Raw genomic sequence first — 23,499 nt, 5'->3', positions numbered from 1 at the left:
GTGTTAATTTTTATTTTTTAAAACAATATATTATGTATAAAAGTTTTAGTGCGACAGCCCCTTTTACTTTAAATTATCTTTTCAAATTCATCTTCTGTTAAAATTGTAATTCCTAAATCTTGAGCCTTCGTAAGTTTAGAACCAGCTTCATCACCAGCAATAACATAATCTGTTTTTTTACTTACGCTTCCAGAAACCTTAGCGCCTAAACTTTCAAGCTTTGCTTTTATTTCACTTCTAGAATATTTTTGTAAGCTTCCAGTTACAACTACTATCTTTCCACTAAATGAACTTTCTATTATAACAGCTTCTTCATATGATGGATTTACACCTAAATTAAATAGTTCTTCTATTGTATTTAACACCTTTTCTTCATTAAAGAATTCTAAAACACATTTAGCAACTATATCTCCAACATCTTGAACTAAAATTAATTCTTCAAAGGTTGCATTTTTTAATCCCTCAATTGATTTAAACTTATTTACTAAATCTTTAGCCGTTTTAACTCCTATATTTGGAATTCCAAGTGAATATATAAATCTATATAATTCAGGTGTTTTACTTCTTTCTATTGCACCAAGAAGATTTTGAGCTTTCTTTGGCCCAAATTTATCTAATGTTAATAGCTCCTCATAATTAAGTTTATATAAATCTGCTATTGATCTAATATCTAATTTTTCAAATAATTGCTCTGCTGTTTTTTCTGAAAATCCCTCTATATTCATGGCATCTCTACAAGCAAAATGAACTATACTCTTTACTAATTGTGGCTTACAAGATAATGTATTTTCACAAAAATAATGAGCTCCATCTAAAACTAAGTGACTTCCACATGCAGGACAAACCTTAGGTGGGTTTATTTCTATAGCATTTTCTAATGAAGATTCTACAACCCCCATAATTTCTGGTATAACATCATTTGATCTTCTAACAAATACCTCTGCTCCAATCATTACACCTTTTCTTTTAATATCATCCATATTATTTAATGTTGCTCTTTTCACAGTTACTCCTGCAAGTTCAATTGGTTCAAGTATAGCTGTAGGGCCAACTCTTCCGCTTCTTCCAACATTCCATTCAACATCTAATAACTTAGTTGTTGCTTCTTGAGCTTCAAATTTAAATGCAATAGCCCATTTAGGGAATTTAACTGTATATCCTAATAATTCTCTAGTTCTTATATCATCAATTGCAATAACTACTCCATCAATATCATAATTTAAATCAAATCTCATATCCTTTATTTCATTTATATACTTTTCAACTTCATTTAAATTATTTGCATATTTTATATAAGAATCTATAGGAAGACCTTTTTCTTTTATAAAGTTTAACATTTCCTCATAGCTTGTAAAACCAGTACCTTCTTTATATCCAACATCATAGAAAAATGCTGATAACCCTCTTCTAGCAGTTTCCTTAACATTTAAGTTTCTAAGTGCACCAGCTGCTCCATTTCTTAAATTTTTAAGAGGTGTTTCTGCTGTTTCATTGTACTTTTCAAATGCTTCTGTAGTCATTATTGCTTCACCATGAACTTCAAATATATCTCCTTTTGAAGTTTTTAAAGGAATTGATTTTATTGTTTTAACTTGTGCTGTTACTACTTCTCCTGTTTCACCATTTCCTCTAGTAGCTGCAACCTCCATTATTCCATCTTCATTATATGTTAAGTTAATAGTCAATCCATCAAATTTCTTTGTAATTACATATCTTAATGAAGGTAAATTTTCTCCCCTAGAATTCATTTCATTTACAAATTTAATATTTCTATTATGCCAATCTTCTATTTCCTTAATACTTTGCGCCTTATCCAAACTCCAAAGTCTTGCCTTATGAGTATATTTAGAAAATCCTTGTAAAACCACATCACCAACTCTTTGTGTTGGAGAATATGGAAGCACATAACCTGTTTCATCTTCTAATAACTTTAGCTCATCATATTTAACATCATATTCCTTATCTGTAACTGATGGATTATCTAAAGAATAATATTCATAAGAATATTTATTTAAAAGTTCAACTAATTCCTCTACACGAGCTTTTTTATCCATTAAAACCATCCTTTCCTGAGCCTCCCACATCTAAAGTGTCAGGCTTATTGGTCCATAATACAAAATGTACTAAGCATAACCAAACTATACCCGTAAGTTCCTGTGATTCTTATCAATTTATTTTTATAAAAGCTTAAGTTTTGCCATTGATAACATTAGCATTTTTATACCTTGTTTATCAAATGCTATAGTTAACTTTTTATCCCCATTAACATCTGCAACAGATACAATTGTACCTTCACCAAATTTATCATGCTTAACTTTTCTTCCAATAGTTGCTTCTGCAGCTGTAATTATTGAAGATGACCTATTTGATTTTTCTGATAAACCAGTCTTTAATGTTACAGTTCCACCAAAGTTTCTTTTTTCAAATGTTCCATAATCATTTCTTAAACTATGTGGATTACTATAACTTGTTTTATATTTATTATTAAAAGAATTTTTACCTACTTCCCTCATGTCTCCAGTCATTGATACATATTCTCTAAGTTCTGGCTTAATTTCTGAAATGAAATCTGATTGAGGATAAGCTACAGTTCTACCAAATACTCTTCTTACTTCTGCAGATGTCATGAATAATGTTTCTTTTGCTCTAGTTATTCCAACATAGCAAAGTCTTCTTGATTCCTCCATTTCAGCATCACTATTAAAAGATGCTTGCCCTGGGAATATTCCATTTTCCATTCCAACCATAAATACAACTGGGAATTCTAATCCCTTTGCACTATGAATAGTCATTAATACAACTGTTCCATTTTCATTTTCTTCATTATCTAACTTATCTGTATCTTGTACTAATGATACTTTTTCTAAATATGCTTCTAATTGAGTTTTGTTTATATCAAAATCTGAAGATCCATTTTTCTTTTCTATTCCATACGCTCTTTCAAAGTCAACTGCATCTGATACTAATTCTTTTAAGTTTTCTATTCTGCTCTTATCTTCAATTTGCTTTGAAGCTTCAAGCTCTCTCATATATCCAGTATCTTCTAAGATCGTTTCTATCAAATGTGATATTGGAGTAGTTTCTGCTATCATCATTAAATTTTCCATAAGTTCCATGAACTTTTCAATTCCAGCACAATTTCTTGCTGTTAATGTTGGAATAGTTCTAACTTCTGTTAACGCATCCCATAAATTTAACTCATAACTTTCTGCAAAATCTAATACTTTTTGTATTGTTGCATCACCAATTCCCCTCTTAGGAACATTTATAATTCTTCTTAAAGCTATACTATCCGAAGGATTAACAAGTACTTTTAAGTAACTTAGCATATCTTTAATTTCTTTTCTATCGTAGAACTTAGTTCCACCTACAATTTTATAAGCAATTGCAGCTTTTCTTAAGCTTTCTTCAAATATACGCGATTGAGCATTAGTTCTATAAAGTATAGCAAAATCTTTATATTGCATATTTTGTTCTTTTTTAATCTTTTCTATTTGATTAGCTACAAAAGTACCCTCATCAGTATCTGAAAATGCTCTATATATCTTAATTTTATTTCCAGCTTCTTGTTCAGTTCTTAATACCTTACTCTTTCTAGTTGAATTATTTACTATAACAACATTGGCTGCATTTAAAATATTTGCTTTTGAACGATAATTTTGCTCAAGCTTTATAACTTTAGCTTCTGGATAATCTTTTTCAAATCCAAGGATGTTTTTAATATCTGCACCACGCCATTGATAAATGCATTGATCATCATCCCCTACAACACAAATATTTCTATATTTAGCTGCAAGTAATGTTACTAATTCATATTGAGCTCCATTTGTATCTTGATACTCATCTACCATTATGTATTGAAACTTTCTTTGATAAAATTCTAATGTTTCAGGATTCTTTTTGAATAACTCAACAGTTTTGAAAATTAATAGCAATAGGTAAGCTTTTGAGGTTATCTCCATTTAATGTCTTCGACCACTTTTCCCCTGCTTCACACCGTACGTGAGACTTTCACCTCATACGGCGTTCCATCATTCTTATTTAGCGATAATCACTTTACTATTTCCGATTTTGTTACGCAATTTATTTAGTTTCTTTAAACCTTTGTCGTCTAAATTTAACTCATTTAAATATTTTGCAATCACATCTTCTCTTACAACATGGACTAATTTGTGTACACTTTTTTGAATTATTACCAAGTTTTTATACTCATTATTCTTTCTATTCATATCAATATGGTGCACCTCCATGTTAAGAGGATTAATATTTAGTCCTGACACAGCACATTTTCCGCTTTGAGCCACGAACAATGATATTCTGTTGTCATTAAATTCAGTAGGGTTATTTTTATTTGTGCTTTCCATAACCCACTTAATCGTATTACTACTTATTTTTCCTACCTTTTTATGTATCAAATTCCTACCCTTTTCTGTGTAATCACATATTTCTTGACTAAAGCACATAGGATTTCTCATCTTCACACCTGTTATAGGAAATATTTTTACATTTGCCACATTAACTACGCCATTTTTGTAGTTAGAGTAGTATTTATCAAATGCTTTACTAGTAACACCCTTTTTACTAAAAACTTTCTTTAACCGGTTGTATAAGGTTCGATTTATGGAATATCCAATCTCTCTAAAATCATAACTAACATTGTTGGCTACACTATAATAATTGTGTATACCTAAAACCGCTGCGTTGTATTTTACCACAGTCTCGCTCTTAGTATTCTCTGCTATATCTTTTATTTTTGATTTTAAAGTTTTTCTTATCTTCTTTTTAGCTTTTTAGCTAACATTTGACTTAATTACGAGTCTACCGTTTTTCTTCTTTAACTTGAATTTAAACCCCAAAAATTCACTATTATTCTTTCGCAAGTTTGTAATTTTACTCTTCTCTTCACTTACTTCTAGACCCAATCTTTCATTTAACCAACTTTTGGTTGCTATGAACACTCTCCTTGCATCATCATAGTTACTACACATTATTTTAAAGTCGTCAGCATATCTCACTATAAACATTTTTTTCAGATTACTTTTTACTTTTATAGCATTAGCAGTCCTTTGTCCATACGGTTTGTTTACGTCTGCTGACTTATATCTCACCGTATCCCTTTTGAAGTTTATAGTCTCCCATTGATTACTAATCCACCAATCTAATTCGTTTAAAACTATATTCGCTAGTAAAGGGCTTAATATACCCCCTTGTGGTGTTCCTTTCGTCGGAACCCCAATTCCTTCTATCTCTGCTTTTAATATCTTTTTAATTACACATAATAAGTTCTTATCTCTTATGCCCAAAGACCAAATTTGCTTCAATAGTTTGCTATGATTAACATTATCAAAGAACCCTTTAATGTCTATATCCACACAGTAGTGTAAGTTAAACATGTTAGCTAACGCTAAAAATCTTCCTACCGCATGCTCTGTTCTCCTATTTGGTCTAAATCCATAGCTATGCTTATGAAATTTAGCTTCGCATATAGGCTCCATGATTTGCTTAATGCATTGTTGAATTAGTCTATCTTCTATCGAGGGTATACCTAATGGTCTAGTTTTCCCATTTTCTTTTGGTATCTCAACCCTGCGAACTTTATGTGGTTTATATCTTGTTAACCTATTTCTAACATATCTAATTACTTCTTCTGAACTCATATTTTGAATATGTCTAATCGTATGACCGTTAACTCCCTTAGTGTTTCCACCATTATTATTCTTGATACTTCTATATGCTAACATTATATTGCTCTCTGAAGTTATCAAACTCATTAAGTCTTTAAACACTTCCCCTTTTTGACTTCTTTCATATAGTTCGTCAAATAAGTCTTGTGTATCATAATATTCATTAAATCGTAAACTATTTCTCTTTTGCGTTTTAAAACTCGTTATAAGTCAATCTTCCTCTCTTTTATTATTTATACATAATCTTTGAGATTGGATTTCTTTTAGTCATATTAGAACCTTATAATATAGTAAATAATATATTCTAAATAAGAATTGACTAAAGGCTATCGCTCCGTAGTTTATTATCCCTACCTCATTGCTACTATGCCTTCACTCTCACTAGCATAAAACTTAGTTATGTCTTCCTAAGTAACGTATCATAGACGGTAATTTTCTCCTCGTTGCTAGCTTTCCACGTTCCTGTAATTTTATCTGTACATATACCCTTAGGTTTCCACTTTAGACCTACTTGCTTGATAGTGCCTATAACACTATAAGGAATTTCATAACGACCAATTTTACTTTACCTCACAAGTTGCACTCATGTGCCATTCACATTTCTATGAATTCTTCGTATAGACCCGTACATTCGCAGATTCGTCAGTCCCTACTTAGGACATTCTAACCATAGGTATTTTATAGACCTCAGACCTATCAGCACTCGACCACCTCTGGTTCGCATTTCGTGTAATCTTACTCTCCAATACTACTCATATTAAATTTCTTATTACTTACGGTGTTTCTCAGCCATCTTCACCGAGCTTACCACCCCTTGTAAATTACCTTACAAGACGCAGTTCGGAGTATTAAGGAGTCGTTTCAAGGCGTTACCCTATCATTCCGACTATCAAATTACAAGTTCTATTGTAAATTTACTTCTACAACGCTTAACCTTTTCAGTTAAGAACGTGTCGCACAATCATCAAAATCTAATGCATTATTTTCTTTTAATCTTTTTTGATACATTTTATAAACTTCAGCAATTTTCTTTTCTCTAAAGTTTGATTCATGTTGTCTATAATAAGCATCAGCACTTTGCATATTATCTTTTGCTCTACTTATTTTACCCATTATTTCTTGTTCAGTAATTTCTTTATCATTAATTTGAAGAAGTTTTATACATTCCTTTATAAGAGTTTTTTGATCAGTTGAATCATATATAGTAAAATTCTTTTTATATCCAAGCTTTTCAATTTCTCTTCTTAATATTCTCACACAAGTAGAGTGAAATGTAGATATCCACATATCTTTAGCTCTTTCACCTATAATTTTTTCAACCCTCTCTTGCATTTCCCTAGCAGCCTTATTAGTAAATGTAATAGCTAATATTTTATATGGGAAAATATTAAGCTCCTCTATCATATGTGCCATTCTATAAGTTAAAACTCTAGTTTTTCCTGAACCCGCTCCTGCTAAAATAAGTACAGGACCTTCTACAGTTACTGCGCCTTCATATTGTTCTTTGTTTAATAAAGCTTTTAAATCCAAAAGAACATCCTCCCTTCAACATATAAATAAAATACCTTCTAATTTTAATCGAACGTATAATCTATCTAAAATTTATTATAACATAACAGTATATATTATTTCCTGAAATTTAAAATTTAATTGCCACATGTGGCATTATTTGTCTAATATTAATAAATTTATAACATATTATACAGATACATAATATGTAAATAAAAAATTACGCAAAAAAAACGCAACCCTTGGGGCTAGGTTGCGCTTCAGCAATAAGCAATAAATAAAAAGGGGGCTATTTAATTCCTTTTATTTATCCTTGCATTAATATTATAGTAAAGAAAAATTCATATTGCAATACTTTTTGAAAAATATCTTGCTTATTTTTATTCAATATGAATGTTTTTACATCATGTATAATCTCTAAATTAAAAACTCTTTAAAATTGCTAACTCTTCTTCTGTAAGTTCTCTATACTCTCCTTCTTCTAAATCTTCATCTAAAGGTAAAGTTCCAAATTCCACTCTTTTTAAATAAATAACACTTTTACCAATAGCTTCAAACATTCTTTTAACTTGATGGAATTTTCCTTCTTGAATTGTTACAATAATTTCAGAACCATCTTCAGATGCATTTAATATTTCCAATTTAGCTTCTTTACATAAATATCCATCATCTAAAGTAATACCAGCTTTAAATTTAGCTATATCTTCTTCTGTAACCTTCTTATCTATTTTTGCATAATAGACTTTATCAACTTTCCACTTTGGTGAAATTAATCTATGATTTAGTTCTCCATCATTAGTTAATAATAATAATCCAACTGTATCTTTATCTAATCTTCCAACTGGGAATGGTTCAAACACTTGATGATCAACTTCTAGTAAATCAATAACAGTTTCATCCCTATTATCATAAGTTGCTGATACAACACCAGCTGGCTTATTCATCATTAAATAAATAAACTTTCTATAAAATATCTCTTCGCCATTTATTACTATTTTATCATTTTCAGGGTCAACCTGCATTCCACTATCTTTAGCTATTTCCCCATTAACTTCTACTAATCCATTTCTACAAATTTTCTTAAGTTCTTTTCTTGTGCCATAGCCTAAATTAGCTAACACCTTGTCTAATCTTTCCATAAAACACCTCGTTAAATTTTCTCTATGTACTTTACTTCTATAGCTTATTCTATTATTAATATTGTACAAATGCAACAAAACAAAAGTCATCTCTATATGAAACTTACTCTCTTAATTCATATTAGAAATGACTTTTATTTTTTATTTTACTTCAAATTCTATTAAATCATAATCTTCATATGGAATATTTTTATGAAAACTTTTAGCTAAAACTAAAACTCTATAATTTCCTTCTTTAAATGGAACAAAGGTATAATATGCCTTTCTACTATAACCTTGTGACAATACCCATTCACCATTTATCATTATATAAAATTCATAACAAACTTCTTTTCCACCATGTGATTCAGCTTCGAATGTAACCTCTTCTCCCACCTTAAAGCTATTAGAATAAAGCTTAAGTTTAGTAGAATTAATAGGGGGCACTTCATGTACATAAATTGAAACTTCCTTTTTACTATCATATTCTTCTGTAGAGTTTAAATTTTTTGCATAAATCACAAATGAGTATTTACCTGGACACTTTGGTTTTATCTTTATTGATTTTTCTGATATAAATCCTGTATTTTCAACCTCATATCCATTAATTTTTGTAACAAACTTTACTAATACATCTTTTGTATTTTTAACAATTGCCTCAATATTAATTACATCATCTACTAAGTAAATTTCTTTACTATTTAATAATATATAATCAATATCTGCTGCAACATAAGATTTTGCTTCTATAACTAATGAAGTTGATGCATCACATTTTCTTGATGAAAATTCATCTTTAACTCTTATATCTATTTCATACTTTCCTGCTTCTGTTGGTATAAAATCAACCCAGTTATTTAATCCATATTCAATTGCTTCTTTTTGTATTCCATCTTTATAAACTACAAATTTATAAAGTGGTTTTGTTCCACCACTAGACTTAACTTTAATATTTATAGGCTCTCCAATTACACATCTTCTTCCTTTATTACATTTAACCTCTGATATTCTAACAGGCTTTTCACCTTTATTAAAAATTTCATATTGTATAGAAGTTACATCTTCATAATCTCCTTCAAAAGATATATCCTTTACTTTCAAAGTTATTTTATACTTACCTTCACCCCTTGGTTCCCAAACACATTCATTTCCTCTAATATATCCACTATCATCACAAACTGGCCCCTCTATTATATACCTATATAATAATTCTCTTCCTCCACTAACATCTGCTATTAAATTAATAACAGTACCTACTGCTTGTGGTGATTTAATATCACTTTTAAAGCTTTTTATTTTTACTTCTTTATAAGGATCAACATTATATAATATTATTGCTCTATCATCATAAGGTTTAGATGAAAACATATCCCTTACTAAACATAATAATTTATATTCACCTGGAACCTTTTCCTTAAATGTAACTATGCTTCTTGATGAAAAATCCTGAATACAAATAACTTTTCCTTCCTTATTTACCTTTAAAAACTTATATAATAACGGTCTATTTTCTTGATAATTAACCTTAACTTTAAAAGCTAATTCCTCATTAATTAACTTATTATTAGTTAAACATTCAAAATCAGTTATTTCTATTTTTTCTAATTCTACAACTTCAATTTTTATAGTAGTAAAATCATCAACATTTTTTTTTGAATTAATTCTTTTACATTCTACTAATATTTCAAAGCTTCCAGCTTTTATTCCTGTAAAAGTGAATTTATCTTCAGTACTATAATCTCTTAAAATTTCCCAATCATTTTCACCATTAATCCAAAATCTATATAAAACTAACTCTTCATCACATCCTACACTTATTGTAGTCTTATCACCTACATTTATTTTATTACGTGAAACCTCGACTTCTCTTATTAATTTTTTATTATCTATTACTTCATATTCTGATTTTCCAAGATAATCATATGATTTTTTAGATTTACTAGATTTACCTTGTACCATAATCATATATTTTCCTGGTTTAGAAGGCTTCCAATTACAAATATTTTCACTTGAAAAATCTTTTATAGTTTTCCATACACCTTCTAACCCCTCTATAAATTTATACTCAACATCATCATTTTCAGTTAAAAAAGCTGCAATATTTACATTTTTATTTAAATCAGCAGGGCTTTTATTATCAAAGTCAATTACTACCTCTTTCACCTTTTCTTCCCCCTTACCCTCATATGTATAGTTAATATTTTCTCATTTTACATAAATTTCTATTATAATTATACTATTTACTTTTAAAAATAAAAACTGAAATTTGTCTATGAAAGTATAAAAAAAAGAACAAACTGTAGATATTTTTCTACAGTTTATTCTATATTTTTCTTTTAACTAAATTTAATTAATAAATTTTAACTATTTAAGTCTTGCTTCTAGCTCAGCCTTTAACTCTTCAAATCCTGGCTTACCAAGTAAAGCAAACATATTTTTCTTATATGCTTCAACTCCTGGTTGGTCAAATGGGTTAACACCTAATAAGTATCCACTAATTGCACAAGCCTTTTCAAAGAAATATATTAATTGTCCAAAATAATAAGGATTTAATTCTGGAATATTTAAAATCATGTTAGGAACTCCACCATCACAATGAGCTAATAATGTTCCATTAAATGCTTGTTTATTAACAAAATCAACTGTTTTACCAGCTAAGAAGTTTAATCCATCAATATTTCCTTCAACCTCTTCTATAGTAAGTTCTTTTGAAGCCTTTTCTACATTAAGAACAGTTTCAAACATTATTCTGCTACCATCTTGAATAAATTGTCCCATTGAATGTAAGTCTGTTGAGAAATCAACTGCTGCTGGGAATATTCCTTTTTGATCCTTCCCTTCTGATTCTCCATATAATTGTTTCCACCATTCATTAAAATAATGTAATGAAGGTTCATAGTTAACTAAAACCTCTACATTCTTACCTTTATTATATAATGCATTTCTCATTGCTGCATATTGGTAACATTCATTTTCTTTTAATGATGGATTAGAATACTTTTCTCTTGCATCTGTAGCACCTTGCATCATTTCATCAATGTTAATTCCAGCAACTGCAATTGGTAATAAACCAACAGCTGTTAAAACCGAGAATCTTCCACCAACATCATCAGGAACTACAAAAGTTTCATATCCCATAGTATCTGCTAATCCCTTTAATGCTCCTCTTTCTTTATCAGTAGTTGCAAATATTCTTTCCTTAGCTCCTTCAACTCCATATTTCTTTTCCATGAAGTCCTTAAACATTCTAAATGCTATAGCTGGCTCAGTAGTTGTACCAGATTTAGATATAACATTAACTGAAACATCTAGCCCTTCAATAGCTTCAAATAAATCAGTAATATATGTTGAGCTTATATTGTTTCCTACAAAGAATACCTTAGGTGTCTTTCTTTTATTATTTGGTAACATATTATAGAAGTTGTTTGTTAAAGCTTCTATAGCAGCTCTTGCTCCTAAATATGATCCACCAATACCAATAACTATTAATACATCTGAATTTTCTTTAATTTTTTCAGCTGCAACTTTAATTCTTTCAAACTCTTCCTTATCATAATTTACAGGTAGGTCTAACCATCCTAAGAAGTCATTTCCTGCACCTGTCTTTTCATGCACTGTAGTGTGTGCATAATTTACCATACCTTCCATCTTATCTAATTCAGATAAAGATGCATATGGTTGAACTTTTGATAAATCTAAACTTAACCCATTTCTCATAATTTTACCTCCGAATATTGTGGTACTTTTGACATTACTTATTATATCATAATTTATATTATGCTACCATTTTATCACAATAAATTAAATATTATTTTTACAAAATTATATTTATTTCCCTTGTATACTTATATACTATTAATAAATCAAAAAATTATTTTCCCTAATATTAATAATAATTAAATATAATTTAAATATTCATTTAAATTAATGCAAATTTGAAATTATTCTACTTTTAATTATTTAATAAATTTATAGCTTTTTGTACATTTACATCATTTAATGACTTTGCTTTTCCAATTGTTCCTCCTAATTTTGACCATACATAATTATGAACTTTTACCCCATTAGAAAAATCACCATTATTCCATTTATTTAATTCTTTATTAAGATAATCATCTCTTCCATTTAACTCATATAAAACTTTCTCAATTCGCTCCTTTGTTATTTCATCTTCACCCCACTTATTCCCGTCCTCAGGTATTATTATAGTATTTGCCATACGGTGAACTTCTTCATATACTATATTAATATCTACTTGTTGACTTTGTACACTTTCTTCACCTTGAATATTTTCATTTGTATTATTATTTAAAGTATCTTTTGATTGATTAGACGATTGAGAAACCTTATTTACTGCAAAATTAACAATTTCATATCCATTTATCAATAAAACAGCAACTATAGAACATGATAATATTAGTATAATAATAATCATTATAGCCTTTTTACCCTTTGCTATTTTTTCTTCATATTCATCATCTTCTTTATAATCACCATCATCACATTCATTATTTTTATCTAAATTTTTTGTTTCAATTTTATCGATATTTTCATTTTCATTATCTTTTAACTCCTTAAATTCTTCTTTACTTTCTTTCTTATACTTTCCCATAATGTTATACCCCTTAAATTTTTAATAGTTTCAATTAATACTTTTTTTTAATTTTTCTATTTTAGATTTAACTTCTTGAATATATTCCTCAAAACAAATTCCCCTTTCCATAATTTCCTTTGCTATATCAATATCTCCAATATATCTAAAATGCCATGGCTCATAGTTATATCCAGTAATATTTTCTTTTCCCTTTTGATATCTAAGAATAAATCCATATTTATAACAATTATTAACAAGCCATTTAAATGTATCTGTATTTTCAAAACCTTCATCTAAATAAGGATAATCTGTTTCAGCTATATCAATTGCTAATCCTGTTTGATGCTCAGATGCTCCTGGTTCTGCTGTATATTGTCTAGTTTTTTCTAATCCTTTTAATTCTATCCTTGAATTATATAAATTTTCTTGAACATAATAACTTCTATATCCAGATACTGCTATCATATTAATATTTTGCTTTAATGCATCATCAAACATTTTCATTACTGCTTCATTTGTTCTCTTATCTAATTTCTTACATTCAATATAATCTTCAAATGGAATATCAGCTTTAACTAATGTGCTTGGTTCATAATCAGCTTCAAGTTTATTATTTTGATTAACAAGTATAAATAATTCATTATTTAAAATTTCCTGTAACTTTTGAATTTCTATTCGTATACTTTCTTCTTCTTTTAAGCTTATATCTCCTTTTGATAATAAAATTTCTTGTTGATTTTCATTGTTTTTATTTAATTTTCCCCCATTGTTAATATTTATTTCATTTTTTTTCACACTATCAATTCCAATTGAAACCACAATAACAATAATTATGGAAATAAGCATTATATTTAATGTACTATCTCCCTTTTTTATATCCATACCAGTCTCCTAACTAATATTATTTTTTTACTTATCTCTTATTATAATAATACTTTCGCTCATATTTTTCCATTACTAAAAAAAAAGCAGATAAGAATTTCTCCTACCTACTTTATAATATTCAATATAAATATTATGCTTATCTAATAATATTAATTATTCAAATTCAATAGTTGCTGGTGGTTTACCTGTACAATCATAGAATACTCTATTTACACCATTAACTTCATTTACTATTCTAGTTGTAACCTTTCCAAGCACTTCCCATGGAAGATCAGCTGATTCAGCTGTCATGAAATCACTTGTAGTTACTGCTCTTAAAGCAATTGCATAATCATAAGTTCTTTCGTCACCCATAACTCCAACTGATCTCATATTAGTTAAAGCTGCAAAGTATTGCCCTATAGATTTATCTAACCCAGCCTTAGCTATTTCTTCTCTATATATAGCATCTGCATCTTGAACAATTCTTACCTTTTCAGCAGTTACTTCACCAATTATTCTTATTCCAAGTCCTGGTCCTGGGAATGGTTGTCTATATACTAAATGTTCAGGTATGTTTAATTCTAATCCAGCTTTTCTAACTTCATCCTTAAATAATAATCTTAAAGGCTCTATTATTTCTTTAAAATCAACATAATCAGGAAGTCCTCCAACATTGTGGTGAGACTTAATTACTGCTGAATCACCTAATCCACTTTCAATTATATCGGGATAAATTGTTCCTTGAACTAAGAAATCAACTGCTCCAATCTTTTTAGCTTCTTCTTCAAATACTCTTATAAATTCTTCACCTATAATTTTTCTCTTAGTTTCTGGATCCTCTACTCCAGCTAACTTTTCATAGAATCTTTCTTGAGCATTAACTCTTATAAAGTTTAAGTCATATTGTCCTTCTGACCCAAATATAGCTTCAACTTCATCACCTTCATTTTTTCTTAAAAGTCCATGGTCAACAAATACGCAAGTTAATTGCTTACCAACTGCTTTTGATAAAAGTACAGCTGCAACAGATGAATCAACTCCACCTGATAAAGCACATAATACCTTACCATTTCCAACCTTTTCTCTTACTTCTTCAATTGTTTTTTCAACAAATGAATCCATTTTCCAATCTCCAACACAATTACAAATGTTATAAACAAAGTTAGATAACATCTTAGTTCCCTCTTGAGTATGCATAACCTCTGGATGGAATTGAACTGCATATAAATGTTTATCTGCACATTCCATAGCAGCTACTGGACAAACAGGAGTATGCCCTATAATTTTAAAACCTTCTGGAGCTCTTTCTATATAATCAGTATGACTCATCCAACAAATTGTTGATGGTGCAACATCTTCAAATAATTTTGATTCAACATCTACATCAACTTCAGTCTTACCATATTCACTTACTGGAGCAGTAGCAACACTTCCTCCTAGTACATAAGACATAAGCTGAGAACCATAACAAATGCCAAGTATAGGTATTCCTAATTCAAATATAGCCTTATCACATAAAGGAGAATTCTCTCCATATACACTATTTGGTCCTCCAGTAAAAATTATTCCTTTTGGATTCATTTCCTTAATTTTTTCAACACTTAAATTATAAGGATGAACCTCACAATATACATTACACTCTCTAACTCTTCTTGCAATTAACTGATTATATTGACCACCAAAGTCAAGTACTAATACTAATTCTCTATTCATTAGAACCCTCCTAATGTTTTTTCTTTATTATCTCGTAAAATTATACATTTTTCAACAAAAATATAAACATTTAACTAATTTATAGCTAGTGACAAGTTATAAGTGGCAAATGGCAAGTTAATGATGAAACTCCTTAATGAATTTCTTAAATTTTATACTTTCTAAAATTCAGCACAATCTGAATTTTTTCCTTAACTTATCACTTATCACTTGCCACTAACTTCTAACTATTTTCTAGTTTTCTCTTACACTATAATTTGGTGCTTCTTTAGTAATATTTATATCATGTGGATGACTTTCTCTTATTCCTGATGCTGTTTGAACAACAAATCCTGCATTTTCAAATAAATTTTCTAAAGTTGGAGCCCCTAGGTATCCCATACCTGACTTTATTCCTCCAATTAATTGGTATAATGTATCAGCTACTGGACCCTTATATGCAACTCTTCCTTCAACACCCTCTGGAACAAATTTCTTAGTTCCATTTTGGAAATACCTATCAGAAGAACCTTTTGCCATAGCTCCTAAAGAACCCATTCCTCTATAAACTTTATAACTTCTTCCTTGATATATTTCCATTTCACCTGGAGCCTCTTCACATCCAGCAAGCATTGATCCCATCATACATACAGATGCTCCACCAGCTAACGCCTTTACTATATCTCCTGAATATTTAAGTCCTCCATCAGCAATTACTGGAATTCCATATTTTCTTCCTTCTTCTGCACAATCCATAACTGCAGTTAACTGTGGAACTCCTACACCTGCAACTATTCTAGTCGTACAAATTGAACCTGGTCCTATACCAACCTTTACACAATCAGCACCTGCTTCTATTAAATCTCTTGTAGCTTCTGCTGTTGCAACATTACCAGCAATTACTTGAAGTTCAGGATACTTAGATTTTATTTTTTTAACACCATCAATAACTCCCTTTGAATGACCATGTGCGGTATCTAATGTAATAACATCTACTTGTGCATTAACTAATGCATCAACTCTTTCCATCATATCATTAGTTACTCCAACAGACGCTCCACAAAGTAATCTGCCCCTTGAGTCTTTTGCTGCATTTGGATAAGCCCTAACTTTTTCTATATCTTTTATTGTTATAAGCCCTTTCAAATTATTTTCAGAATCAACTAAAGGTAATTTTTCTATTTTGTGTTTTTTTAATATTTCTAAAGCTTCTTCTAATGTAGTTCCTTCTGGAGCAGTTATTAATGGACTTTTAGTCATAACATGCGATACTATCTTGTCATAATTTGTTTCAAAAACTATATCTCTATTAGTTATTATTCCAACTAGCTTAGTTCCCCTTGTTACTGGAACACCAGAAATTCTATATTGAGACATTAATTCTAATGCTTCTCTTACAGTATGATCTTCATTTAAAAATATCGGGTCTGTTATTACCCCATTTTCCTGTCTTTTTACCTTATCAACTTCTTTAGCTTGATCTTCAATGGTCATATTTTTGTGTATTATTCCAATTCCGCCTTCTCTAGCCATTGCAATTGCCATTTTAGATTCAGTAACTGTATCCATACTTGCACTCATTAACGGTATATTTAATGTTATTTTTTTTGTTAATTTAGTTTTTAATGAAACTTGATTTGGTAAAATTTCCGATTTATTTGGTACTAATAATACATCATCAAATGTATACGCTGTTTTTAATATTCTTGCCATTTCTACACTCTCCTACCATACTTATTTTTATCTATATATTTAATAAATTTATTTTATATGTAATTACTAATTATGAAGCTTAACCAAAATAAAAAAGCATATTAAGTTCATTATTTACAAGTGAACATTAATATGCATTCAACCTATATATTATTCGTATATAAGTAAATATATCAAATTCACTCATAGATGAAAATTTAAGGTTTTCAGTAGAAACACCCTGCCATATCCAAGGTTTATATGAGTCATTTTATTATTCGTGTTTTTTCATTTTTTATTATTATAATTTATGAAATTTCCATTGTCAATATAATAAATTAAAACATACTTAAATAAATATTTTCTAAGGTACTTCCATATAAGCAAGCTACTGTCGCACCAATTGCTAAATATGGTCCAAAAGCAATTTCATCCTTTTTATCTTTTAAATTTAAAAATAAAATTACTAATGCTACTACTCCACATAAAACTATTGCTAAGAATAAGGTAACTATAATTCCTCTTTCACCTAAAAATAATCCACATATAAAAGAAATATCAATATCACCCTTTCCCATTCCTTGTGTTAAAAGCACTATAAAATATATAACTCCAAATCCTATAAATGCTCCAAGTATATAATCTAATTGTATAACTCCACTTTCACTCGAATTTAATAATGCAAATAATACTCCAAATATTACTCCAAAAATAATTGTTGAATTATAAACATATTTAGTTTGCAAATCAATCATTCCTATTACTATTAAAAGTGAAATAAATAAACAAAACTTAAATAAATTTAATGTAAATCCAAATTTAAAATAAATTAATAAATATAAAATTGCATTTAACACCTCAATCATAGGATATTGAATTGAAATTTTTTCATTGCAATTTCTACACTTTCCTTTTAAAAAAATATAACTCACTACTGGAATTAAATCTACTTTCCTTAATTCATATCCACATTTAGTACAATGTGATGCTGGAAACACAATTGATTTTTCACTTGCTATCCTATAAATACATACATTTAAAAAACTTCCTATTACCAACCCTAAAATTATAATAAAAAAGATTTCCATTATTCCTCCTAAAAATAACCTCACAAATTTTTTATCATTAGTTTTATTATTTTTTTTATATTATAACCATTCTTAAAATAATAAAACAAAAAAATAAAAATAAGGTTGACACTAACACTATTTAAGTTAATATCAACCTTATTTTAAATATTAATTTTTATTTAAATTAATACATTCCGTCCATTCCACCCATTCCTGGTGCACCTGGCATTGGAGCTTCTTTTTCTGGTATATCTACAACTGCAGCTTCAGTTGTTAAGAATGTAGATGCTACAGAAGCAGCATTTTGAAGTGCACTTCTTGTAACTTTAGTTGGGTCAACAATTCCTGCCTTAATCATATTTACATATTCATCATGTAATGCATCATATCCCATTCCTGCATCACTATTCTTAACTTTTTCAATAATTACAGAACCCTCAAGTCCTGCATTAGTAGAAATTTGTCTCATTGGTTCTTCTAATGCTCTAACTATAATATTGATACCAACTTGAGTATCAGCAACATCAGATTTTAATTCTGCAATCTTATTGATTACATTAACATAAGCAGTTCCACCACCTGGTACTATACCCTCTTCAACAGCAGCCTTAGTAGCAGCTAAAGCATCTTCTATTCTAAGTTTTCTTTCCTTAAGCTCAGTTTCTGTAGCAGCTCCAACCTTAATTACTGCAACACCACCAGCAAGCTTAGCTAATCTTTCTTGTAATTTTTCTTTGTCAAATTCTGAAGTAGTTTCTTCTATTTGAGTTTTTATTTGACCAATTCTTTCCTTGATAGCATTACTATCACCCTTACCATTTACTATTGTAGTATTTTCCTTAGTGATTTTAACACTTTCTGCTTGGCCTAGCATATCTATAGTAGTTTCCTTTAAGTCTCTTCCTAATTCTTCAGAAATTACTTGACCACCAGTTAATATAGCTATATCTTGAAGCATTTCTTTTCTTCTATCACCAAATCCAGGTGCTTTAACAGCTACACAGTTAAATGTTCCTCTTAATTTATTAACTACTAATGTAGCCATTGCTTCTCCTTCAATATCTTCAGCTATTATTAATAACTTCTTACCAGCTTGAACTATTTGCTCTAATACAGGTAATATTTCTTGTATATTACTTATCTTTTTATCAGTTATTAATATAAGTGGATTATCTAAAACTGCTTCCATCTTTTCTGTATCAGTTACCATGTAAGGAGAAATATATCCTCTATCAAATTGCATACCTTCAACTACATCTAATTCAGTTCCCATTGATTTAGATTCTTCAACAGTAATAACCCCTTCATTTCCTACCTTTTCCATAGCATCTGAAATAAGCTTACCTATTTCATCATCTGCAGCTGAAATAGCAGCAACTCTAGCTATATCCTCTTTACCATTAACAGGCTTAGATATTTCTAATATTCCCTTAACAGCTTCTTCAACTGCCATTCTTATACCATTTCTAAGTAACATAGGATTTGCACCAGCAGTTACATTTTTTAACCCTTCTCTTATAATAGCTTGAGCTAAAAGAGTAGCTGTTGTAGTACCATCACCTGCAACATCATTAGTTTTTGTTGCAACTTCTTTTACTAGCTGAGCTCCCATATTTTCATATGGATCTTCTAATTCTATTTCTCTTGCTATTGAAACACCATCATTAGTAATAAGTGGTGAACCAAATTTCTTATCTAAAACTACATTTCTTCCTTTAGGTCCTAAAGTTACCTTTACTGTATCAGCAAGTTTATCAACACCAACTTGCATTGCTCTTCTAGCTTCTTCACCAAATTGTATCATCTTTGCCATAAAAAATTACCTCCTAATAAATTACTCTACTATTGCTAGTATATCGTCTTGTTTTAATATAATATATTCTTCGCCTTCAACCTTTACATCTGTTCCAGCATACTTTGAATATAATACTTTATTTCCAACTTCAACATCCATAGGCACTCTCTTTCCTTCAACTAATGCCCCTGGTCCTATTGCAACAACTGTAGCTTCTTGTGGTTGTTCCTTAGCACTTCCAGTTAAAACTATCCCACTTTTTGTTGTTGTTTCCGCTTCTAATTTTTTTATTACTACTCTATCACCTAATGGTCTTATATTCATAAATAAACCCTCCTATATTTTTTTTTAGCACTCACTAATATAGAGTGCTAATACCTTTATATTTATAATATAATTTATAAAGTAATCTTTCAACAATTACTTTCTATATTATTACCTTACTAAGGCCAAATATTACTAATTAGACTAATTTATTTTTAATTTACTTTGTTTTCCATTATTTTTCTTACTATTACTTTTACTACTAATATATTAATATTTTATTTAGTTGTAAAATACAGTATTTAGTTTAAATTTATAAAAATTTAATATCTTAAAATTATTTTTCTAAATCAGATTCTCTTTCTAAATTTACTCCTTCAAACTCCTCAAGAGTTTTATTTTTAAGTACAGACTTTATAGTAGTTCCATTATTTATTTTAGTAAATGCAACTTTAGCTCTCATTGGTGGTGCAATTACACCCGCACCATTTATACATCCACCTTCACACATCATTCCTTCAATAAAGTTTCCTGGAAGTCTTCCTACCTTAGCAAGCATCATAGTTTTCTTACAGTCAAGTCCTGATGTTGGTATTGGTTTAAATTCAACTTCATCAACACCACTATCAGCAATATAATTTTTAATAGCAGCAGTTAACCCTCCAGAAGCACCAAAATTTCTTCCAAATACAGATGCATCATTAACATTTTCCTCTTCACATTCAAATGGATTAACATTAAAAGCTTCAAACAAAGCAAGTAATTCTTCAAATGTTAAAACATAATCAACAGCATCACTTACTCCTAATCTAACAGCTTCACTTTTTTTAGCAGTACAAGGACCTATAAATACAACTTTAGCATCTGGTTCATTTTTCTTTATATATCTTGCAGCTGCAACCATTGGTGATACAGTTCCTGAAATTTTATCTTTTTCAGTTGGATTAATCTTTTCAATAAAATTTAAGAATCCAGGACAACAAGAATTAGTCATGTACTTATCTCCTCTTTTCATTCTTTCAACAAATTCATTTGCTTCATGAACAGTTACTGCATCTGCACCTAATGCAGCTTCTATCATTTCTTCAAATCCTAATGTTCTAATAGCATTTCTAATCTTACCATAATTCATAGTTGGACCAAATTGTCCTGTTATTGCAGGCGCTACTACAGCATACATTTTTCTCTTTCTTGCAAGTCTCTTTGCAACTGGAACAATTAAGCTCTTATCTGAAATTGCTCCAAAAGGACATGCTCTCATACAAGAACCACAATTAACACATAATTCTTCCTTAATCATAGCTCGTCTATCATTAGGATTAATATCTAATGCTCCTGTTGGACATGATCTCTTACAGGGTCTCATAACTTCTGATATTGCATCATATGGACATGCTTTTTTACATGAACCACATTCCTTGCATAACTCTTGATTTATATATGCTCTTCCATTAACAATTGTAATTGCCCCAAAATTACATGCTTCTTGACATCTATGAGCAAGACAATTTCTACAAGAATCTGTTACATTAAATTTATTTATAGGACATCTATCACATGCTGCCTCAATAACATATATAATTTGTTCATCTGGTCTAATATCAATTAAATCCGGTTCTGGATTATCACCATTTGCTAAATATCCTGCAGCAAGCTTTGCCCTTTCTAAAACAATAGCTCTTTCCTTATAAACACAACATCTATATTGTGCAACATCCCCCTTAATAACTTCATAAGGGACCTTTTCAATACTTTCTAAACTAATTTCATCATTTTTTGCAAGTCTTGCAACTTCTGTTAACACTTCATGTTTTAATTTTTTAAGCTGAGTTTCAAACTTAAACATCTCACCACTCCCCCTGTATTGTATACCACTTTTAATTATACAATATTTTACCATTTATTCCATCTATTTAATGATGTCTTAATAAATATTTTTACATATAAACTTCAACACTAATCATCAAATATTTATTTTTTTACTAATTAATTAATAAAAAAAGTAGCAATGATTTTTTGAATTCAGCTGCTCCCTGTCTACTTAACAAGGAGTAGTTCAAATTTTTCATTACTACTTTTTCCTAATTATTTAAAATAACTTTAATTTATCTAGTTTTAAAACTTTAATAAATTTTATTATCATTTTTTATTATAAAATCAACTAATGCATCTTTTATATTCTCAATTAATTTACAATCAACTATAGACATATTATCATCTTCAGTATGTACAATTTCTGTAATTCCATCCTGCCCTATTATTAATGAAGCATCATTTGCCCTTCTAAATGACATGTGATCGCTACTTCCAACAATTACACCCTCTTCATTCATTGCATAAGGAACAATTTCATAATAAACTTCATTTTCATCTAAAACTTCAATAAAATCATCATATAACTCTTGAGATAATGGATCATTATTTTTTACTGCTAATCCATTATTTCCCCTAACCCCAATGCAATCAATATTTATATCATACCATTTATCATATTTATCTCTAAATTCACTTACAAATTTTCTGCTTCCTATTAATCCAAGCTCTTCAGCATTAAATGCAGCAAAAATTATATCATAAGGCGGCTTATTATCATTATAATAAGCTGATAATTCCTTGGCTGTTTCAAGTAAAGTAGCCACACCAGATGCATTATCTATTGCTCCTTGTATTTTATTAACTGAAATTTGTTGTGACTCAGTATTAGTAGCAGCTTCTTCTAATTTACTTCTTATTGTTACATGATCAAAATGAGCCGAAATTACAATTGCCTTAGAACTATCTTCACCTTTAATCACTCCAATTATATTATCAACCTCATTTTTATTATCCCCAGCAGGATTAAAAAAAGACCTCATTTCATTATTTAAATCAACAACTTCAAGATAACTTTCATCATTAAATGGCTCCAATCCAATTGCTTCATAATAATTTTGTATAAATTGAGCTGATTTAGTATTTGCATCAGTTCCTACTAGTCTTGATAAATATTCTTCACTAGTAAGCTCATTCATTATTGCTTCAATATTTAACTCTTCTGCATTGCTACCAGGCTCTTCATAAATCTTTTGTTCTTTTGTTAATATACCTTTACTAAGTACACTTTGACTTAAATTACTTCCACATCCAGTAAAAATTAAACTTGCTATTAATGCACTAGAAATTAATGATATTAACCTTTTTCCTAAATACATAGTGACCTCCCATAAATATGTTA

Annotated in this window: 16 protein-coding genes, 1 pseudogene and 1 riboswitch; all 17 genes and pseudogenes read right to left on the bottom strand. The window is 29.3% G+C overall.

Translation table 11 applies throughout. The annotated features are described in order from the left end of the window. Window positions 1-68: 68 nt before the first annotated feature. Window positions 69-2,054 (bottom strand): NAD-dependent DNA ligase LigA, encoded by a 1,986-nt coding sequence (ligA, locus tag ACUN06_RS01930; RefSeq protein WP_449390028.1) that lies wholly within the window; start codon window positions 2,052-2,054, stop codon window positions 69-71. Between the two features lie 123 nt (window positions 2,055-2,177). Continuing rightward, the gene (locus ACUN06_RS01925; protein WP_449390027.1) at window positions 2,178-3,962 is read right to left on the bottom strand and encodes a 3'-5' exonuclease; all 1,785 of its coding nucleotides are present in this window, start codon (window positions 3,960-3,962) and stop codon (window positions 2,178-2,180) included. Between the two features lie 75 nt (window positions 3,963-4,037). Continuing rightward, the gene (locus ACUN06_RS01920; protein ID WP_449390025.1) at window positions 4,038-4,715 is read right to left on the bottom strand and encodes an HNH endonuclease signature motif containing protein; all 678 of its coding nucleotides are present in this window, start codon (window positions 4,713-4,715) and stop codon (window positions 4,038-4,040) included. A gap of 75 nt (window positions 4,716-4,790) precedes the next feature. Continuing rightward, a complete protein-coding gene (gene ltrA, locus ACUN06_RS01915; RefSeq protein WP_449390024.1) occupies window positions 4,791-5,741 on the bottom strand; it encodes a group II intron reverse transcriptase/maturase in 951 nt (316 codons plus the stop codon). 903 nt (window positions 5,742-6,644) lie between these two features. Further along, window positions 6,645-7,214, bottom strand: a pseudogene (locus ACUN06_RS01910) (ATP-dependent helicase); the annotation flags it as partial. A 401-nt stretch (window positions 7,215-7,615) separates the two neighbouring features. Then, window positions 7,616-8,332: a pseudouridine synthase gene (locus ACUN06_RS01905; RefSeq protein WP_449390023.1), complete on the bottom strand. Its 717-nt coding sequence runs from the start codon at window positions 8,330-8,332 to the stop codon at window positions 7,616-7,618. Window positions 8,333-8,473: 141 nt separating this feature from the next. Beyond that, entirely contained in the window at window positions 8,474-10,474 is a 2,001-nt protein-coding gene (locus tag ACUN06_RS01900; protein WP_449390022.1) for a triple tyrosine motif-containing protein, read from the bottom strand. A 201-nt stretch (window positions 10,475-10,675) separates the two neighbouring features. Further along, entirely contained in the window at window positions 10,676-12,028 is a 1,353-nt protein-coding gene (locus tag ACUN06_RS01895; RefSeq protein ID WP_294368193.1) for a glucose-6-phosphate isomerase, read from the bottom strand. A gap of 235 nt (window positions 12,029-12,263) precedes the next feature. Then, a complete protein-coding gene (locus ACUN06_RS01890) occupies window positions 12,264-12,923 on the bottom strand; it encodes a DUF6241 domain-containing protein (protein ID WP_449390021.1) in 660 nt (219 codons plus the stop codon). Between the two features lie 30 nt (window positions 12,924-12,953). Continuing rightward, window positions 12,954-13,787 carry a M15 family metallopeptidase gene (locus tag ACUN06_RS01885; protein ID WP_291731753.1) on the bottom strand — a complete coding sequence of 278 codons (834 nt, stop codon included), beginning with the start codon at window positions 13,785-13,787 and terminating at the stop codon, window positions 12,954-12,956. A 156-nt stretch (window positions 13,788-13,943) separates the two neighbouring features. Further along, window positions 13,944-15,485 carry a glutamine-hydrolyzing GMP synthase gene (gene guaA, locus ACUN06_RS01880; protein ID WP_294368187.1) on the bottom strand — a complete coding sequence of 514 codons (1,542 nt, stop codon included), beginning with the start codon at window positions 15,483-15,485 and terminating at the stop codon, window positions 13,944-13,946. A gap of 234 nt (window positions 15,486-15,719) precedes the next feature. Next, window positions 15,720-17,177, bottom strand: coding sequence for an IMP dehydrogenase (gene guaB / locus ACUN06_RS01875; RefSeq protein ID WP_291731757.1), 1,458 nt, complete (start codon window positions 17,175-17,177; stop codon window positions 15,720-15,722). Window positions 17,178-17,343: 166 nt separating this feature from the next. Then, a riboswitch (purine riboswitch) is annotated at window positions 17,344-17,441 on the bottom strand. A gap of 53 nt (window positions 17,442-17,494) precedes the next feature. Further along, the gene (locus tag ACUN06_RS01870) at window positions 17,495-18,244 is read right to left on the bottom strand and encodes a prepilin peptidase (protein ID WP_302538372.1); all 750 of its coding nucleotides are present in this window, start codon (window positions 18,242-18,244) and stop codon (window positions 17,495-17,497) included. A gap of 166 nt (window positions 18,245-18,410) precedes the next feature. Beyond that, the gene (gene groL, locus ACUN06_RS01865) at window positions 18,411-20,039 is read right to left on the bottom strand and encodes a chaperonin GroEL (protein WP_449390020.1); all 1,629 of its coding nucleotides are present in this window, start codon (window positions 20,037-20,039) and stop codon (window positions 18,411-18,413) included. Window positions 20,040-20,060: 21 nt separating this feature from the next. Next, complete coding sequence (gene groES / locus ACUN06_RS01860; RefSeq protein ID WP_291731764.1) at window positions 20,061-20,345, bottom strand: co-chaperone GroES; 285 nt, start codon at window positions 20,343-20,345, stop codon at window positions 20,061-20,063. A 277-nt stretch (window positions 20,346-20,622) separates the two neighbouring features. Beyond that, window positions 20,623-22,131, bottom strand: a complete 1,509-nt coding sequence (locus ACUN06_RS01855; protein WP_294383461.1) for a 4Fe-4S dicluster domain-containing protein — start codon at window positions 22,129-22,131, stop codon at window positions 20,623-20,625. A gap of 277 nt (window positions 22,132-22,408) precedes the next feature. Then, a complete protein-coding gene (locus ACUN06_RS01850) occupies window positions 22,409-23,476 on the bottom strand; it encodes a M28 family metallopeptidase (protein WP_449390019.1) in 1,068 nt (355 codons plus the stop codon). Window positions 23,477-23,499: the final 23 nt, after the last annotated feature.

The organism is Clostridium sp. ETTB3, assembly GCF_053571985.1.
Note: the sequence above shows the minus strand (reverse complement) of the source record. Positions and strands in the feature narration are given on the sequence as shown.

Coding starts and splice junctions, on each gene's coding strand:
- ACUN06_RS01895 (WP_294368193.1), bottom strand. CDS start 12,028: ATGAGAAATGGGTTAAGTTTAGATTTATCAAAAGTTCAACCATATGCA.
- ACUN06_RS01850 (WP_449390019.1), bottom strand. CDS start 23,476: ATGTATTTAGGAAAAAGGTTAATATCATTAATTTCTAGTGCATTAATA.
- groL (WP_449390020.1), bottom strand. CDS start 20,039: ATGGCAAAGATGATACAATTTGGTGAAGAAGCTAGAAGAGCAATGCAA.
- ACUN06_RS01855 (WP_294383461.1), bottom strand. CDS start 22,131: ATGTTTAAGTTTGAAACTCAGCTTAAAAAATTAAAACATGAAGTGTTA.
- ACUN06_RS01870 (WP_302538372.1), bottom strand. CDS start 18,244: ATGGAAATCTTTTTTATTATAATTTTAGGGTTGGTAATAGGAAGTTTT.
- guaA (WP_294368187.1), bottom strand. CDS start 15,485: ATGAATAGAGAATTAGTATTAGTACTTGACTTTGGTGGTCAATATAAT.
- groES (WP_291731764.1), bottom strand. CDS start 20,345: ATGAATATAAGACCATTAGGTGATAGAGTAGTAATAAAAAAATTAGAA.
- ACUN06_RS01885 (WP_291731753.1), bottom strand. CDS start 13,787: ATGGATATAAAAAAGGGAGATAGTACATTAAATATAATGCTTATTTCC.
- ACUN06_RS01905 (WP_449390023.1), bottom strand. CDS start 8,332: ATGGAAAGATTAGACAAGGTGTTAGCTAATTTAGGCTATGGCACAAGA.
- ACUN06_RS01890 (WP_449390021.1), bottom strand. CDS start 12,923: ATGGGAAAGTATAAGAAAGAAAGTAAAGAAGAATTTAAGGAGTTAAAA.
- ligA (WP_449390028.1), bottom strand. CDS start 2,054: ATGGATAAAAAAGCTCGTGTAGAGGAATTAGTTGAACTTTTAAATAAA.
- ltrA (WP_449390024.1), bottom strand. CDS start 5,741: ATGTTAGCATATAGAAGTATCAAGAATAATAATGGTGGAAACACTAAG.
- ACUN06_RS01925 (WP_449390027.1), bottom strand. CDS start 3,962: ATGGAGATAACCTCAAAAGCTTACCTATTGCTATTAATTTTCAAAACT.
- guaB (WP_291731757.1), bottom strand. CDS start 17,177: ATGGCAAGAATATTAAAAACAGCGTATACATTTGATGATGTATTATTA.